Source organism: Paenibacillus caui (genome assembly GCF_019904135.1).
Taxonomy (GTDB): domain Bacteria; phylum Bacillota; class Bacilli; order Paenibacillales; family Paenibacillaceae; genus Fontibacillus; species Fontibacillus caui.
The window spans coordinates 122,321-139,169 of sequence record NZ_JAIOGQ010000003.1; the positions used below are offsets into that span (position 1 = coordinate 122,321).

General features: G+C 54.6%; 13 protein-coding genes. 12 read left to right on the forward strand and 1 reads right to left on the reverse strand.

The window, feature by feature from the left end:
- Positions 1–56 precede the first annotated feature (56 nt).
- Positions 57–1,811, reverse strand: coding sequence for an Rqc2 family fibronectin-binding protein (locus tag K7397_RS03005; protein WP_223066462.1), 1,755 nt, complete (start codon positions 1,809–1,811; stop codon positions 57–59).
- 172 nt (positions 1,812–1,983) lie between these two features.
- Between K7397_RS03005 and K7397_RS03010 the strand changes: the two genes are divergently transcribed.
- From K7397_RS03010 to rsmB, 12 genes are all read left to right on the forward strand, one after another.
- Positions 1,984–4,785: a calcium-translocating P-type ATPase, SERCA-type gene (locus K7397_RS03010; protein WP_223066463.1), complete on the forward strand. Its 2,802-nt coding sequence runs from the start codon at positions 1,984–1,986 to the stop codon at positions 4,783–4,785.
- An 87-nt stretch (positions 4,786–4,872) separates the two neighbouring features.
- Positions 4,873–5,706 (forward strand): diaminopimelate epimerase, encoded by an 834-nt coding sequence (dapF, locus tag K7397_RS03015; RefSeq protein ID WP_223066464.1) that lies wholly within the window; start codon positions 4,873–4,875, stop codon positions 5,704–5,706.
- A 289-nt stretch (positions 5,707–5,995) separates the two neighbouring features.
- Positions 5,996–7,888: a bifunctional homocysteine S-methyltransferase/methylenetetrahydrofolate reductase gene (locus K7397_RS03020; protein ID WP_223066465.1), complete on the forward strand. Its 1,893-nt coding sequence runs from the start codon at positions 5,996–5,998 to the stop codon at positions 7,886–7,888.
- A gap of 35 nt (positions 7,889–7,923) precedes the next feature.
- Positions 7,924–8,814, forward strand: coding sequence for a YicC/YloC family endoribonuclease (locus tag K7397_RS03025; RefSeq protein ID WP_223066466.1), 891 nt, complete (start codon positions 7,924–7,926; stop codon positions 8,812–8,814).
- A gap of 42 nt (positions 8,815–8,856) precedes the next feature.
- Positions 8,857–9,117 (forward strand): extracellular matrix/biofilm regulator RemA, encoded by a 261-nt coding sequence (gene remA, locus K7397_RS03030; protein ID WP_005548256.1) that lies wholly within the window; start codon positions 8,857–8,859, stop codon positions 9,115–9,117.
- A gap of 13 nt (positions 9,118–9,130) precedes the next feature.
- Positions 9,131–9,703, forward strand: coding sequence for a guanylate kinase (gmk, locus tag K7397_RS03035; protein WP_223066467.1), 573 nt, complete (start codon positions 9,131–9,133; stop codon positions 9,701–9,703).
- A gap of 47 nt (positions 9,704–9,750) precedes the next feature.
- Complete coding sequence (gene rpoZ, locus K7397_RS03040; protein ID WP_223066468.1) at positions 9,751–9,984, forward strand: DNA-directed RNA polymerase subunit omega; 234 nt, start codon at positions 9,751–9,753, stop codon at positions 9,982–9,984.
- Between the two features lie 104 nt (positions 9,985–10,088).
- On the forward strand, positions 10,089–11,309 hold the full coding sequence (coaBC, locus tag K7397_RS03045) for a bifunctional phosphopantothenoylcysteine decarboxylase/phosphopantothenate--cysteine ligase CoaBC (protein ID WP_223066469.1): 1,221 nt from the start codon (positions 10,089–10,091) through the stop codon (positions 11,307–11,309).
- A complete protein-coding gene (gene priA / locus K7397_RS03050) occupies positions 11,309–13,843 on the forward strand; it encodes a primosomal protein N' (protein ID WP_223066470.1) in 2,535 nt (844 codons plus the stop codon). The genes coaBC and priA overlap by 1 nt, the downstream gene beginning before the upstream one ends.
- 91 nt (positions 13,844–13,934) lie before the next feature.
- Positions 13,935–14,411, forward strand: coding sequence for a peptide deformylase (def, locus tag K7397_RS03055; RefSeq protein WP_223066471.1), 477 nt, complete (start codon positions 13,935–13,937; stop codon positions 14,409–14,411).
- Positions 14,412–14,425: 14 nt separating this feature from the next.
- Positions 14,426–15,364: a methionyl-tRNA formyltransferase gene (gene fmt / locus K7397_RS03060; RefSeq protein ID WP_223066472.1), complete on the forward strand. Its 939-nt coding sequence runs from the start codon at positions 14,426–14,428 to the stop codon at positions 15,362–15,364.
- A complete protein-coding gene (rsmB, locus tag K7397_RS03065; RefSeq protein WP_223066473.1) occupies positions 15,361–16,815 on the forward strand; it encodes a 16S rRNA (cytosine(967)-C(5))-methyltransferase RsmB in 1,455 nt (484 codons plus the stop codon). The genes fmt and rsmB overlap by 4 nt, the downstream gene beginning before the upstream one ends.
- The last annotated feature ends 34 nt before the right edge of the window (positions 16,816–16,849 follow it).

Consider the following 16,849-nt stretch of genomic DNA (forward strand, 5'->3'; position numbering starts at 1 on the left):
TACCGGATGGAGACCCGGCATGTAGCGGCTTTTTGTCAGTTCTTTTGTCATACGGATTATTTAATGGTATTCGGCATCGCTTTAATCAGCTGCTCGTCCGGCGTTACGAACAGGGTGCGCTGGTGATCGTAAATGACGAATCCGGGCTTTGCGCCGTTAGGCTTGCGAACATAACGGATTAAAGTACAGTCCACCGGAACGCTGCTCGATTCCTTCGCCTGGCTGAAATAGGCGGCAAGCTGTGCCGCTTCCTCCAAGGTTTGATCTCCGAATGAATTTCCGCGAATTACCACATGCGATCCGGGGATATCTTTCGTATGCAGCCACGTGTCATTGGAAGAACCAAGACGGTTCGTGATGTATTCGTTCTGAAGATTGTTTTTGCCGACATAGATCTCGATTCCTTCGGAGGAAGTATAGATATGCAGCGTCGGCCGGTCGTTTTTCTTCTTCTTTTTCCCGCTTTTTCGGCTGCGGTCGCGCAAATACCCCTGCTGCGTAAGTTCATCCCGGATTTCCTCAATATCGTTCATGCTGGCAAAAGACAACTGCTGCAGCAGCGATTCGATATAGGCGATCTCCTGATGGGTTTTTGCAAGCTGCTCCTCAATGACTGCCAGACTGTTCTTGAATTTGTTATATTTCTTGAAATAACGCTGGGCGTTCTCCGAGGGGGTCAGCAGCGGGTCCAGCGGAATGGTGACCTGTCTCTGCTCTTCATCGTAATAATTGACCAGTTTGGCCTCCGAGTCCCCTTTGGATATTTCATGCAGGGAAGGCAGCAGCAGTTCTCCCCAAATCTTGTATTTTTCCGCATCCTCCGCTTCTTCCTGGTCTTTTTTCAAATTGGCCAGTTTCTTGATATTTTTGTTTCTTTCATTCTGCAGGAAGCGCAGCAAATCGCTGACCTTTTGCTTGATCGTGTCCCGCTCCGCCTTGTCCCCGTAATAAGCTTCCATGCATTTGCTGACGGAGTCATAGTAATGCTTGGTATCCTCTTCCAGAAGCGTGAGATCGACAACTGAAAAAATGCTTTTGCCTTTACGGTTCTCACCTGACGCCGGAGCGTACCGGTCCGACTTTATTTCTTCCATCATCCCGGAAAAAATAGCCCAAAGCGCCGCTTCAAACGGCTGCTCTGCGGCGGCATCCTCTCTTGCGAGAGCTGCCCTGTTCAGCAGCTCCTGGGCGATCAGCGGACTAAATCCGCTGAAGGCTTCCACCATCCACCCCGGTGAAGCGGAATCGGCCGCATTTCGAAAGAAGTTCAGAAAGTCCTGCTCCCGGACATCCAGCGGATTCACTTTATGCTGCTGCGGCGGTTCGCTGTAGGAAAAGCCCGGCATGACTACCCGGTAGCTGCTGATGGCCGGAGTCACATGATGGATTCCGTCAAGCTGAGTGCCTGTAGCCGGATCAAGCAGAATGATGTTGCTGTGGCGTCCCATCAGCTCGACAATAATGCGTTTAAGCGCCACATCGCCGAGTTCGTCCCGCTGTCTGATGTCGATATGGATGATTCTCTCAAGCCCCACCTGAGCGATACGCTCGATGACACCGCCTTCGCAATGCTTGCGGAGCAGCATGCAGAACATGGGCGCTTCCTGGGGATTGAGAAAGGAAGCTTCGGTGAAATGAACGCGCGGATAGGTTGGATTCGCGGACAGAAGGAGACGCCTGCTGTCTCCATGTCCCCTGAGCTGAATGATAATATCGCTTTGCGAAGGCTGATGAATTTTATTAATACGTGCGCCGATGCATGCCTGAAGCTCATGCGTGATGGCGCGGGTTACTATACCGTCCAATGCCATAATGCAGAATTCTCCTACTGTTCATAATTTGTTTTCAGATTCTATGATGCCATACTTGAAGCAAAAACTTAAGTGCCTGTGATATTTCGGGACTGGCTCGAATACATTTACCCTAGGTGGAAAAGCCTTCACGCTGTCAAACACGCAGAATTTACGGGAGGGAAGAGGAAGCATGGAACAAAAAAGTTGGCACCGCCTTGAAACAAAGGAGCTCTTGGATTGGTTTCAGGTGAAGCAGAACGAAGGGCTGCCCACTGAAGATGCGGCCAAACGGCGCGAAACGGCCGGTTGGAATGAGCTGGCGGAAGCAAAGCGGGTTTCCCCTCTGCTCTTGTTCCTCAATCAATTCAAAGACTTTATGATGCTTGTTTTGATGGGGGCCACGCTCATTTCGGGACTGCTCGGGGAATATCTGGACGCCATTACGATCATTGCGATTATCGTACTTAACGGATGTCTCGGATTTTTCCAGGAATTTCGCGCAGAGCGCTCGCTCCGGGCCTTAAAGGAGCTTTCGGCGCCCAATGCCAAGGTGGTCCGAAACGGCAAGGAAACCGTGATGCCCGCAAGGGAGATAGTTCCGGGCGACATTGTCCTGCTGGAGAGCGGGGACCGGATTCCGGCGGATATCCGCTGGCTCGAGACGAGCGGATGCGATGTGGAGGAATCCGCGCTGACCGGGGAATCCCATCCGGTAGGCAAACACGCCCTGGTCATTGCCGACGAAGAGGTGCCTCTCGGGGACCAGAAGAATATTGGATTTATGGGTACGATGGTCACGAGAGGCAGCGGCAAAGGGATCGTCATTCGAACAGGCATGGGCACCGAGATGGGGAAAATTGCGGATCTGATCCAAAATACGGAATCCCAGGAAACGCCGCTGCAGCGCCGGCTTGAGCAGCTTGGGAAAATTCTGATTATCGTCGCGCTCGCTTTGACGGTTGTCGTCGTCCTCGCAGGCATTCTTCATGGACAACACGTTGGCAGCATGTTCTTTGCAGGTGTCAGTCTGGCGGTAGCGGCTATCCCTGAAGGGCTTCCGGCCATTGTAACCATCGCCCTGGCGCTCGGTGTCCAGCGGATGATTAAGCGCAAAGCGATCGTGCGTAAGCTTCCTTCCGTTGAAACGCTCGGATGCGCATCGGTCATTTGCTCGGATAAGACAGGAACGCTGACGCAGAACAAAATGACGGTAACCAAGGTTTGGGTTGAAGGCCGGGAATTCAAAGTCACGGGAGAAGGGTACGAGCCGAGAGGGGACATCTGGGACGAAGGAAGACCGGTCGATCTCCGGAATGAGCAGGGGCTGCGCCGCATGCTTCAGATCAGCGCTTTATGCAGCAATGCCGAAATTATTGAAATCACCGACGAAGATTCAAAGAGCAAAAAAAGGGGCGGCGAAGAGAAGGAGTCCAGATGGGTGCTTAAAGGCGATCCGACAGAAGGCGCGCTCGTCGCGCTGGCGTCGAAGACGGGGTGTTCTCCTTCCTCGCTTGCAGGCACCTATTTCAAAGAAAAGGAATTTCCGTTTGATGCGAAACGCAAGCGTATGTCGGTCATTGTATCCCACCAGGGAGGGAAGCTTGTGTTTGTCAAAGGCGCTCCCGACATGCTGCTGGATCGCTGCTCCTATATTTTGTGGGGCGGGAACGTTGTTCCGCTCACGGGCACATTACGGCAGAAGGTTGCAGCCGCTAACGAAAGCATGGCGCGAAGCGCTTTGCGCGTGCTTGGCGTTGCTTACCGGGAGCTTCGATCCCATGACAATGTAAAAGACGAGGAATCCGCAGAGTCGCAGCTGATTTTTGTCGGCCTGACCGGGATGATCGATCCGCCGCGCCGGGAAGCCAAGGAATCCATTGCCGTTTGCCGCCGGGCCGGCATTAAGACCGTGATGATTACCGGCGACCATGGCCTGACAGCGGAGGCGATTGCGCAGGAGCTGGGCATCATTCCGCGCGGCGGCCTGACGATGACAGGGCAGCAGCTTGCGGCGCTGAGCGATGAAGAGCTGGACAAGAAATGCGACGGCGTTTACGTATATTCGAGAGTTTCTCCCGAACACAAGCTGCGGATTGTAAAATCGCTGCAGCGCAAAGGCCATGTCGTCGCGATGACGGGTGACGGAGTGAACGATGCGCCGGCGATTAAAGCGGCTGACATCGGGATTGCCATGGGAATCACGGGGACGGACGTATCGAAGGAAGCCTCGTCGCTGATCCTCAGTGACGATAATTTCTCTACAATTGTGTCCGCTATTGAGGAAGGACGGAATATTTACGAGAACATCCGCAAATTTATCCGCTACCTGCTGGCTTCCAACGTCGGCGAAATTTTGACGATGTTCTTCGCCATGATCGCCGGGCTGCCGCTGCCGCTGCTGCCGATCCAGATTTTATGGGTCAACCTGGTGACGGACGGTCTGCCGGCGATGGCGCTTGGAGTCGATCAGCCTGAAAAAGACCTGATGGAGCACAAGCCGCGCGGGGCCAAGGAAAATATTTTCGCCCGCCGCCTGGGCTGGAAAATTCTGAGCCGCGGGCTCTTGATCGGTCTTTGTACGCTCGGCTCGTTCTGGGTAACGCTGAACATTTCGCCGGACGAACCGGCCCAGCTGATGAAAGCCCAGTCCGTGGCCTTTGCCACGCTCGTTATGGCCCAGCTGATCCATGTGTTTGATTGCCGCAGCTCGCGGTCTATTTTTCACCGGAATATTCTCCAGAACAAGGTTCTGGTGCTGTCCGTATTGTCTTCCATTGCCTTGCTGCTGGCCGTGATGTATATCGGACCGCTGCAGCCGGTATTTAAAACCGTGCCGCTCGGTACGCGCGAATGGGCCATTACGCTCGTTGCCGCGGGCATCCCCACCTTCCTGATGGGAGCGGGCAGCGTATGGTCGGGCAAACGACGCCGTCCTGCCGGTCCTGGTCCAACCAGAACGGCTGCAATAAATAGTACAAACATTCGTTCATAAAATGAATAGCTTCCCGGACTTGAAAAGCATAAACTATTCTTTACAATAGACAGTAACAGTACATGCTTTCAAGGAGTGGGCCCTTAGATGGAATTTACGAAAATGCACGGTCTCGGCAATGATTTTCTTGTCTTTTACGGCTTGGAGGAGCTTCCGGAGGGGGTAGCAGACCTGGCGGTAAAATGGTGCGACCGTTTTTTTGGCGTCGGGGGTGACGGACTTGTCTTTATTCTCCCGTCCAAGCGGGCGGATTTCCGGATGGTCATTATCAATTCGGACGGCACGGAGGCGGAGCAGTGCGGAAACGCGATTCGCTGCGTTGCCAAATATGTATATGATCACGGCCATACCCGTAAAACCGAGCTTACGATTGAGACATTGGGCGCCGGCGTACAGCCGGTGAGTCTTATAGCGGAGAACGGCAAAGTCAAGACGGTTACGGTCGATATGGGCGAGCCTGTTCTTCAGGCGGCGCTCATCCCGACGACTCTCGAGGGGGACTCGGTCATTGGACGCAAAATCGAAACGGACGGAGCCGCATTTGACTTCACCGCCGTTTCGATGGGCAATCCCCATGCGGTCATTTATGTGGAGGATGCGCCGTCGTTTGATCTTCTGACCTGGGGTCCAAAGCTGGAAGTTCATCCCTATTTCCCGCGCCGGACGAACGTCGAGTTTGCAACGGTAACAGCTCCCGATCGCGTGGAGATGCGGGTTTGGGAGCGGGGAGCGGGACCGACGCTGGCCTGCGGAACAGGGGCTTGCGCCACGCTTGTTTCCTCTGTTCTTAACGGTCTGACAGGCCGCAGCGCTTGGGTTGGACTCAAGGGGGGAGACCTGTTTATCGAGTGGAGAGAGGACGACAACCGCGTCTATATGACAGGCCCGGCAGAAACGGTATACCGCGGTATTATCGAATAGCTTGCCCCAGCAGTTCAAGGGACCTGAACCCGGACTCTCACGCATTGCGAGCGGATCCTTCAGACCGCCGGGTTGCCCTGCCAAGCGGGGAATATAAAACCAGTCAAAACACGGGGATAAGGTGTTTGGCTGGTTTTTTTAAATCTATAGGGAAGTCTTAACTTGTCCTGCACGAAACATGCGTTAAAGGCGGAACGGGTGCCATTTTTCACATTAAGTCTTATTTTTGTATCGAATATATGTTACATTAGTAGGCAAATTATAAGTCAGAAGAGAGTGAACAGAAAAAGTGAAGGCAGAATTGCGCAAGGCATTGGAAGAGACTGTATTGATCGGTGATGGGGCGATGGGAACTTATTTATCCCATCTGGGATATCCGGTAGGCATATCCTATGAAGAACTGAATATTCTTTCTCCGGAAGTGATCGGCGATGTGCACAAGCAGTATATCCAGGCCGGTGCATCCGTGATCGAAACGAACACCTTCTCTGCCAATTATTATAAATTGTCCAGGTATGGACTTGAAGCCAAGACGGAGGAGTTGAACCGGGCAGCTGTCCGTATCGCCAAAAAAGCTGCAGGGGACTCGGCTTATTGTTTGGGAGCGGTCGGATCGATCCGCGGCGGCCGCCGGATCAATGTGTCTACCCAAGAGCTCGCCACCTATTTCGGGCAGCAGATCGAGACGCTTCTGGATGAAGGCGTTGACGGCATATTGCTGGAAACGTTTTTTGATTTGGAGGAAATGGAGCTCGCCCTTAGATGCGCACGCCAGCTCGGCGATATTCCGGTCATTGCCCAGTTCGCCGTTGACCAGGTGGGCCGGACGCTTGACGGTTACCGCATAGCGGATGCTTTCTCCATTCTGAAACAGAGGGGCGCCGATGTCGTCGGCTTTAACTGCCATTCCGGCCCGAAAGGAATTATGAGCGTCATTCAGCATCAGCTTGCAGGTCCGCTGGAGCTTCCCGTCTCCGTTTATCCGAATGCCGGCCTGGCAAGCTTTGTGGACGGGAAATACGTTTACCGGGCAACTCCGGCCTATTTCGGCGAGTGCGCCGTTCAGTTTGCCGATCTCGGTGTAAGGCTGATCGGCGGATGCTGCGGTACAACGCCGGAGCATATTGCTGAAATAGCCAAAGCGCTGCAAGGCTATGAGCCTGCCCCGCTGTCCAGTCAGCCGCGGCTTCCGGAAGAACCTTTAACCGTCAGCCGCGATTTTGCAGATCCGGCAAGGGAGACGGCTCCAGTGGGGCCTTATCGGGAACCGAGCATCGTGGATCTCGTGAAACAGCGCTACACGGTGATTGTCGAGCTTGATCCTCCCCGGGATTTGGATATCGCGAAATTTATGGACGGCGCGAAGGCTCTTAAGGAAGCGGGCGTGGACGCCCTTACCATGGCGGATAATTCTCTTGCCGTTACCCGAATGAGCAACATGGCCCTGGGGCATTTGGTTAAGGAGAAGATCGGAATCAGGCCGCTGGTGCACATCGCCTGCCGGGACCGCAACCTGATCGGCACCCAGTCTCATATGATGGGATTTGACGCCCTGGGCATCGACCACGTGCTTGCCGTTACCGGCGATCCGTCCCGTTTCGGGGATCTGCCGGATGCAAGCTCCGTATATGACATGACATCGTTCCAGATCATCAAGATGATCAAGCAGCTAAACGAAGGGACTGCCTTCTCCGGCAAGCCGCTCAAGCAGAAGGCCAGTTTTGTCGTCGGAGCTGCCTTTAATCCCAATGTCAAGCATTTGGATAAAGCGGTGCAGCGGCTGGAGAAGAAGATCGCCTCAGGCGCCGACTACATTATGACCCAGCCGATTTATGATCCGAAGCTGATGGCCGACGTCAAGGAGGCGACAGCTCATCTGCCGGTTCCGATTTTCGTCGGTATTATGCCGCTGGCAAGCGGGAAGAATGCCGAATATCTCCATAACGAGGTGCCCGGCATTGAACTGCCGGAAGAAGTTCGCAGCCGGATGAAAGGACTTTCGGGTCCCGAGGGACGACGCGAAGGCACTGAAATAGCCAAAGAGCTGGTGGATGCCGCCATGGAGCATTTTAACGGGATTTATTTGATGACTCCGTTTCTCTTCTATGAAATGAGTACGGCTTTGACGAATTATGTGCATGAGAAGTCGAAAGAGCGTGCCGCCCACTTGTTTCACTCCTGATTATCAATTACAATAGTGTAACGGATGTGATGCCGATGTCATTCAGTATGACCGGATTCGGTCAGTCCGCCCTGCATTTTGGCGGCTATGTCATTCAATGTGAAGTCAAATCCGTCAATCACCGGTATTCGGAGATCGTAATCCGGATGCCAAGGGAATGGACATGCTACGAAGACAGCTTGAGACGTCTGGTGCTGCAGCATGTCAAGCGGGGACGGATTGATGTTTATATCAGCAAGGAAAGGGAAGATGAAACTTCACCGTCTCTGAAGCTGAATTTCTCTGCAGTACGGGATTATATGAAGTCAGCGGAACAGATCATAGAGAAATTCGGAATCGGCGGAATGCCGACGGTTGCCCAGCTTCTGGCCCTTCCCGGGGTGATGGTTCCGGCCGAGTCCGAAGCAGAGGGGGATCAGTTGGGCGGCGAAGAGTGGGAAGCGGTTCTTCACCGGGCTCTTGGGGAAGCTCTTTCCGGACTGACAGCGATGCGTGAAAAGGAAGGGCGGCACCTTGCCGAAGATCTGTCCCGGCGTATTGAGAAGCTGGAGACCATCCACGGCGAGATGTGTGGGCTCGCCCCCATGGTCGTGGAAGATTACCGGGTTCGACTGAAGAACCGTTTGACAGAGCTGCTCGAAGGCTCTCTGGACGAACAGCGGTTCAACATGGAAGTTGCGATTTTTGCCGACAGATCCAATGTGGATGAAGAATTAATCCGGTTAAAGAGTCATCTTGCCCAGAGCAAGGGGCTGCTCGGCAGCCGCGAACCGATTGGGAGAAAGCTGGATTTTCTGATTCAGGAAATGAACAGGGAAGTGAATACGATTGGTTCCAAAGCCAATCATCTGTCAATAGTTAACCTTGTTGTCGAGATGAAAGCAGAGCTTGAGAAAATCCGCGAACAGGCGGCCAATCTGGAGTAGCTTTCGTGCTGGCGGCACTAGATTAGGGGGAACAACCTTTACATGGCAATCAAACTTATTAACATCGGCTTCGGCAATATCGTATCGGCGAACCGTATCATTTCCATCGTAAGCCCGGAGTCTGCTCCGATCAAACGGATCATTCAAGAGGCGCGGGACAGGCATATGCTGATCGATGCTACTTATGGCCGCAGAACGCGTGCCGTAATCATTACCGACAGCGATCATGTCATATTGTCGGCAGTACAGCCGGAAACGGTAGCGCATCGTCTTTCCACTAAAGACGACGACAACGATGAATAAAATGGAGAGTAATATGGCTAAAGGGTTATTAATTGTATTATCCGGTCCGTCCGGTGTCGGCAAAGGTACGGTATGCACTGAACTCAGGCACCGCATGCCGGAATTGGTTTACTCGGTTTCGGCAACAACGCGGCAGCCGAGGCTAGGCGAAGAGAACGGAGTCAACTATTTCTTCAAATCCAAGGAGCAGTTTCTGGAGATGATCGAGAATGATCAGTTTCTGGAGTACGCTCAGTATGTGGACAATTTTTATGGCACACCGCGCGAGTTCGTGGAACAGACGATCCAAAGCGGCAAAGACATCATTCTTGAAATTGAGGTTCAAGGCGCGCTGAAGGTGAAGGAGAAGTTCCCTGAGGGCGTGTTTGTATTTCTGCTGCCGCCTTCCATAGATGTGCTGAAAGACCGGATTTCCGGCAGAGGTACGGAGAATCAGGCCACCATCGACCACCGGATGTCGGTAGCGATTGACGAAATCAATCTGCTTGAATATTATGACTATGCCGTGGTCAATGATGAAATTGATCAGGCTTGCAAAAGAATAGAAAGCATCATTATCGCCGAACATTGTAAGGTGAGCAATTAAACATAAACGTCGGGCGCCAGGCGCTGCCCGAAGAAGAGGTGTCGAAAGTGCTGTATCCATCCATTGATAAAATGCTAGAGAAAGTAGATAGCAAGTATTCCCTTGTTGTAGCCGCTTCCCGAAGAGCCAGAAAGCTCAGGGAAGGCGAGAAAAGCGAGCTGAAGGGACCTAAATCCCATAAACAGGTCGGCGTCGCGCTGGAAGAGATTTATGGTGATTACATCAAAATCAAGCGGGACGGTCAGGATGCCGACGAGACGCCAGAGAACGACGGGAAATAAAACGTTAGTTACGGAGAATGACAACCGCAAGGTTGTTATTTTTTTAATGGCGTAAGGATTGAATATTGCAGTGAAGCTTTTTTTTGAAAGCGGGGGGAAATACGATGTTGACCGGCAAAAAGATTTTACTGGGCGTTACCGGAGGTATTGCGGCTTTTAAAGCGGCGTCCTTATGCAGCAAACTCGTTCAGCAAGGCGCCGAGGTTCGGGTCATCATGACAGAGTCGGCTACCAAGTTTATTTCAGAGCTGACCCTGCAATCGCTGTCCCGGGGACCGGTTTATACCGACACATTCGATGAGAAGAACCCGGCAGTGATCGCGCATATTAATCTTGCAGACTGGGCGGATCTGGTGCTGATTGCACCGGCAACGGCCAACATCATCGGAAAAATGGCGGCCGGTCTCGCCGACGATATGCTGTCCACGACCCTTCTGGCGACGCAGGCTCCGATTATGGTTGCGCCCGCGATGAATGTACATATGTATCAGCATCCTGCCGTGATGCGGAACATGAACGAACTGGCTGAACGGGGCGTCATGTTCGTAGAGCCCGGCGAAGGCTTGCTGGCCTGCGGTTATGTCGGCAAAGGGCGGCTGGAAGAACCGGAAGAGATCGTCAAGGTTGTTGAGCGGTATTTTGAACGCTTGGCAGGGAGCGCTTCGCTGCCTTTATACGGCAAGAAGGTTGTCGTTACGGCTGGGGGCACGATTGAACGGATTGATCCGGTTCGCTATATCACGAACGATTCTTCGGGCAAAATGGGCTTTGCCCTGGCGGAAGCCGCCAGGGAACTGGGCGCGGAAGTTTTGCTGATTGCAGGAAATACCCAGTCACCCCCGCCTGCAGGCATTCCGCTTGAGCGAGTGCAATCGGCGCAGGATATGTATGAAGCCGCGCTCGGCCATTTTGGCAGCAGCGATATCGTCATCAAGGCTGCAGCGGTAGCCGATTACCGGCCCGCAGTGCAGTCGGACCGCAAAATCAAGAAAACCGGCGAGACGCTGACGCTGGATCTGGTTAAAAACATAGATATTCTGGAACAGCTTGGCCGACTGAAGACGAAACAGTTTCTGATCGGCTTCGCGGCTGAGACGAATGACGTGGAGAAATACGCGCTTGACAAGCTGCGCCGCAAAAACTGCGACCTGATTGTCGCTAACGATGTCACTTCCGAGGGGGCAGGCTTCGGAACCGATACGAATATCGTGAACATCTATGATGCAGAGGGCTTGGTGCAAAGCCTGCCGCTGCTCAGCAAACGGCAGACCGCCCGGCAAATTCTCGGGCTCGCCGCGGATCGTATCGCGGGAGACAGAGTTTGATGTACGCGATAGCGAAGGTCATTGTGGACGTACCGAGCCGCGATACGGACCGTCCATTCGATTACCGCATTCCTCCGGAGATGGCCGGCTGGATCGAGGTCGGGAGCCGGGTGGGCGTCCCTTTCGGCCGCAGAACCGTACAGGGGTTCGTCGTCGGACTTAAGGAGCAGTCCGAGATGGCTCCTTCACGGATTAAGCCGATCCAGGAGCTGCTGGATCACCTTCCTCCGCTCCCCCCTGATCTTGTGGAACTTTCGGCCTGGATGAGCCGCAAATATGCCTGTACGGCCATTCTCGCGCTTCAGGCCATGATTCCGTCCGCCTTGAAGGGCAAAGCGGAGCGCTATGTCAGCGCAGCTTCGGAGACAGCGGATGATTCCGAACATGTTCATTCATCCGCTTTGTTTGCTCTGTCTTCCGCTCTTCCGGCGGATTCTTTGTCGATCCTGGAATACGTGAAGTCGGCGGGAACGGTATCTTTGACCGAGCTGGGGAACCGTTACCCGGATCAGGGGGAGGCCGTCAAATCGCTGCTGTCCCAGGGGCTGCTCATAGAATCGCAGCTTATTAAAGACCAGGTGCGGAAGAAGACGGTCAAGACCGTCGCTGCGGCCGTGGAAGGGGAAGCGGCACAGGAAGCTTTGTCCTCCTTCACCGGACACGCCAGACGGCAAAAGGAAGTGTTGTCTTTTCTGCTGGAGGTCGGCATAACGATCTCCATGCAGGAGCTGCTGTCAACGCTCGGAGTAACGGCAGGAACGGTTAAAAAACTGGCGGAAAAAGGATATGCTGTCATTGAGGACGTCGAGGTGTTTCGCGACCCGTACCGGAACCGGAGGTTCAAGGCGACAGGCCCGCTTGAATTGACGGAAGAGCAGCAAACTGTTTTTAAGCGTATAAGCGGAGCGCTTAAGAACCAGGTGCATGAAACCTTCCTGCTGCATGGCGTAACGGGGAGCGGCAAGACGGAGGTGTATTTGCAAGCCATTGACCGGTGCATCTCTCAAGGCAGGCAGGCCATCGTGCTCGTTCCCGAAATATCGCTGACTCCGCAAATGGTGGAACGTTTCAAAGGGCGTTTCGGCGAAAAAGTGGCGGTTCTTCACAGCCGCTTGTCCGGCGGAGAACGGTATGATGAGTGGAGAAAAATCCGTGAGGGCAAGGCGCAGGTAGCCATCGGAGCCCGCTCCGCGGTATTCGCGCCGTTCAAGCGGCTGGGCCTGATCGTGATGGACGAGGAGCACGAAACCTCCTACAAGCAGGAGGAAACGCCGAAATATCATGCGCGCGACGTTGCCGTAAAAAGAGGGATGCAGCACGGCGCGGTCGTCATCCTCGGATCGGCTACGCCTTCTCTCGAGAGCTATCACGCCGCCCGGTCGCAATCGAATGACGAATTTGCCCCGGTTCTTCTGGAGATGCGCAGCCGTCCGCTCGGCAGCAAGCTGCCGAAGGTCCACATCGTGGACATGCGGAGCGAGCTGAAGGACGGCAACCGCTCCATGTTCAGCCGGCCTTTGCATCAGGCTATCGTCGACCGGCTTGCGCGGGGCGAGCAGTCCGTACTGTTTTTGAACCGCCGGGGCTTCTCCACATTCGTGATGTGCCGAAGCTGCGGTTATGTGGCGAACTGTCCGGATTGCGACATTTCGCTTACCTTTCACCAAAAGTCGAACAACCTCCGCTGCCACTACTGCGGCCATGCGGAACCTGCCCCATCCATATGTCCGGAATGCGGAAGCGAGCATATCCGTTATTTTGGCACGGGAACCCAGCGCGTCGAAGGCGAGCTGGCCAAGCTGTTCCCCGGAATCCGGGTCATCCGTATGGATGTGGATACGACAACGGAAAAAGGTTCGCATGAACGCCTGCTGCAGGCTTTTCGGGAACACAAAGGGGATGTCTTGCTCGGCACCCAGATGGTGGCAAAGGGGCTGGACTTCCCGAACGTTACGCTTGTCGGAGCGATTGCGGCCGATTCCGCGCTTAATTTGCCCGATTTTCGGGCTGCCGAAAAAACCTTTCAGCTGTTGACCCAGGTCGCCGGACGGGCGGGAAGGCACCAACTGCCTGGAGAGGTATTTATTCAATCCTATATGCCCGAGCATTATTCCATCGTTCATGCCAGCAAACATGACTATTTTTCGTTTGTCAGGGAAGAGCTGACGCACCGGAGAGGGCTGGGATATCCGCCGTACTGCAGGCTGATTCTGGTGACGCTTTCCCATGAGCATATGCCTGTGCTTGTAAGAATGGCGGAAAATTTTGCGGGAGAGCTGAGAGGAAGCGCCGTAAAAAGCGGCTATTTCGGAAGCCTGGACCGGTTATCGGCCGAAGCTATGGATATTTTGGGACCGATCGCTTCCCCCATACCCCGGCTGAAGAAGCGCTATCGTTTTCAATGTATGGTAAAATATCGGGGGGACATTGGCGTAGTAGAACTCGTACGGCAGACCGCGGCAGCCATGCTGGACGGCAACAAAGATCCCCTGTTCCAGATCAGCATCGACGTAGACCCGCAGATGTTAATGTAGCCGCCCGGGAATATTAGGAACATCCCTTTTTGGGCTTATCATATAATAAACACAAGATCATTTTTAAGTGAGGTAAAGGAAGGTAAATAACATGGCATTGCGGATAATTGTTCAGGAACCTGATGAAGTGCTCCATAAAAAAGCGAAGGAAGTAACGAAAATTACACCGAATGTGCAGAAGCTGCTGACCGATATGGCCGATACGATGTACCATGCCGAAGGTGTGGGCCTGGCGGCCCCTCAGGTCGGGATTCTCAAGCGCCTGATTGTTGTCGATGTCGGCGATGAGCACGGTTTGATTGAGCTTATCAATCCCGAAATCGTTTCGAAAGAAGGCGAGCAGTTTGGACCTGAAGGCTGCCTCAGCATTCCGGGATACCGGGGTGACGTAAGACGGGCCCAGACGGTAACGGTAAAAGGGCTTGACCGGAACGGCAAAGAAGTCACTTATACCGGCTCCGATTTGCTGGCGCGCGCGTTTCAGCATGAAATTGACCACCTGGACGGCGTGCTGTATACGGATCTTGCCGAACGCGTTTACAAAACGCCTGCTGAGGAAGACGAATAGAGGTGACACTATCGATGAACATTGTTTTTATGGGGACGCCGCAGTTTGCGGTTCCGTCCCTGGAAATGCTGATTGAAGAAGGATACCGCGTAGCGGGGGTTGTTACGCAGCCGGACCGTCCGCAGGGCCGAAAAAAAATTTTGACGCCCACTCCGGTGAAGGAAGCTGCCTTGAAGCACGGAATTCCCGTGCTTCAGCCGCAGCGGATGCGGGCTCCCGAAGCGGTGGCCGAGGTGGTTGCGCTTAAGCCGGATCTGATCGTTACGGCGGCTTACGGCCAGATCCTGCCCAAGGCGGTTCTGGAGCTGCCCAAGTTTGGCTGCTTGAATGTCCACGGCTCTCTGCTGCCGAAATACCGGGGCGGAGCGCCGATTCAGCGCGCCATTATAAATGGCGAGAAAGATACCGGCATTACGCTCATGTATATGGCAGAAGGGCTGGATACCGGGGATATGATCGCCAAGACGGTTGTCCCCATTGAAGCGGACGATACATCGGGCAGCGTCTTTGAGAAGCTCAGCGTTGCCGGCGCGCAGCTGCTGCGCGAACAGCTGCCTCTCATTCTGGAAGGACGTGCCGACCGGATTCCCCAGAATGATGCCGAATCCACTTATGCACCGAACTTGTCGCGGGACGACGAGAAGATCGACTGGAGCGCGGATTCGGAAAGCATCCGCAACCGGGTAAGGGGCCTTCTGCCGTTTGCGGGCGGCTTTACGCTCTGGAACGGCGCTGTGTTCAAAGTATGGGAGGTTAAGAAATGCGAACCTTCCGGCAAACGGGATGGACAGGCTCCGGGAACAGTGGTTGGTTTGTCGGACAAAGGCATTGAAGTGCAGACCGGGGACGGCTCCGTACTGCTGACCCGTATCCAGCCGGCGGGCAAGAAGGCGATGGATGCCTCCGAGTTTCTGCGCGGCGGTCAAATGAAGCCGGGTGAGGTTTTGTCATGAGCGCGGGCAGCGGTGGCGGACAGACGGGAACCCGAAGCAACCGAACCGGCGGGAGCCGCGGAGCGGCGAAGGGCGGGAAGGGCGGCTCCGGAAAAGCGGGAGGAAGATCCACCGCACGTGAGACGGCGCTTCAGGTCCTGACCGGAGTTGAAGTGGAGGGAGCTTACAGCAACCTGCTGCTGAACGCAGCGCTTCAGCGCGCTTCGCTCAGCGGCCCCGATATAGGCCTCGCTACGGAGCTTGTGTACGGGACGATCTCCCGGTTGTCAACAATTGATTATTTCCTGGGAAAATTCGTGACCAAAGGGCTGGACAAGCTTCAGCCCTGGGTGCGAAATTTGCTGAGAATGAGCTTTTACCAGCTCTATTATCTGGACCGCATTCCGCCTCATGCGGCGGTCAACGAGGCGGTGAACATCGCCAAGAAACGCGGCCACCAGGGAATTTCAGGCATGGTGAACGGCGTCCTCAGGAATGTGCTCAGACAGAAGGAACAGCTGCAGCTGCCAAAGAACCTCACAACGGAGCAGCGAATCGCCATGGAGCATTCGCATCCGGTGTGGATGGTTTCCGGCTGGATCAAGCAGTACGGCGCGGAGACGGCCGAAGGAATCTGCAGAGCCGATAATGAACCGCCTGCGGTCAGTGTAAGGATCAACCGGACCAAAGCGGACCGGGACGGCCTTATGGAGCAGATGAGCCGGCAGGGGCTTGAGGTGAAGGCGTCACAGCTGTCGGAGGACGGCATTATTGTGCAAGGCGGAGGTAATATGGCGCTTTCGTCCTGGTACAGGGAGGGCCTTCTGTCCGTGCAGGATGAAAGCTCCATGCTGGTTGCAGGCGCGGTGGATGCGAAGCCGGGTATGACGGTGCTTGACTGCTGCGCCGCCCCGGGAGGCAAGTCCTGCCACATTGCGGAGCGGATGATGGGCAGCGGCAAAGTCATTGCGAACGATGTGCATCCGCATAAGGCGAAGCTGATTGCCGAGCAGGCTGACAGACTCGGATTGTCCAACATCGAAATCCGGACCGGCGATGCGCTCAAGCTGGCCGAGCAGTATCCGCCGGCGTCCTTTGACCGCATCCTGCTGGACGCTCCTTGCTCCGGGCTCGGCGTGATCCGGCGCAAGCCCGACTTGAAATGGGCGAAATCTCCGCAGGATGTTGCGGACATTGCCGCCCTTCAGCAGGAGCTGCTTGACGCGGTGAGCGGTCTCCTCAAGCCGGGCGGCGTGCTGGTATACAGCACATGCACCATCGAACGGGCCGAGAACGCTGGGGCTGTTGCCGCTTTTTTGGAGCGGCATGAACAATTCGCGGTGGATGAACAGCCGGGCGTATTCCGCCGTTTGCCTTCGGCATCCGCAAGAGAAGTGATCGGCCTGCAGGTGCTTCCCCAGGACGCGGGCTCGGACGGATTTTATATTGCAAGACTGGTCAAAAAGGCTTGACTTGCTCTCACACCTTGACCCGCCGGGCGCCCGG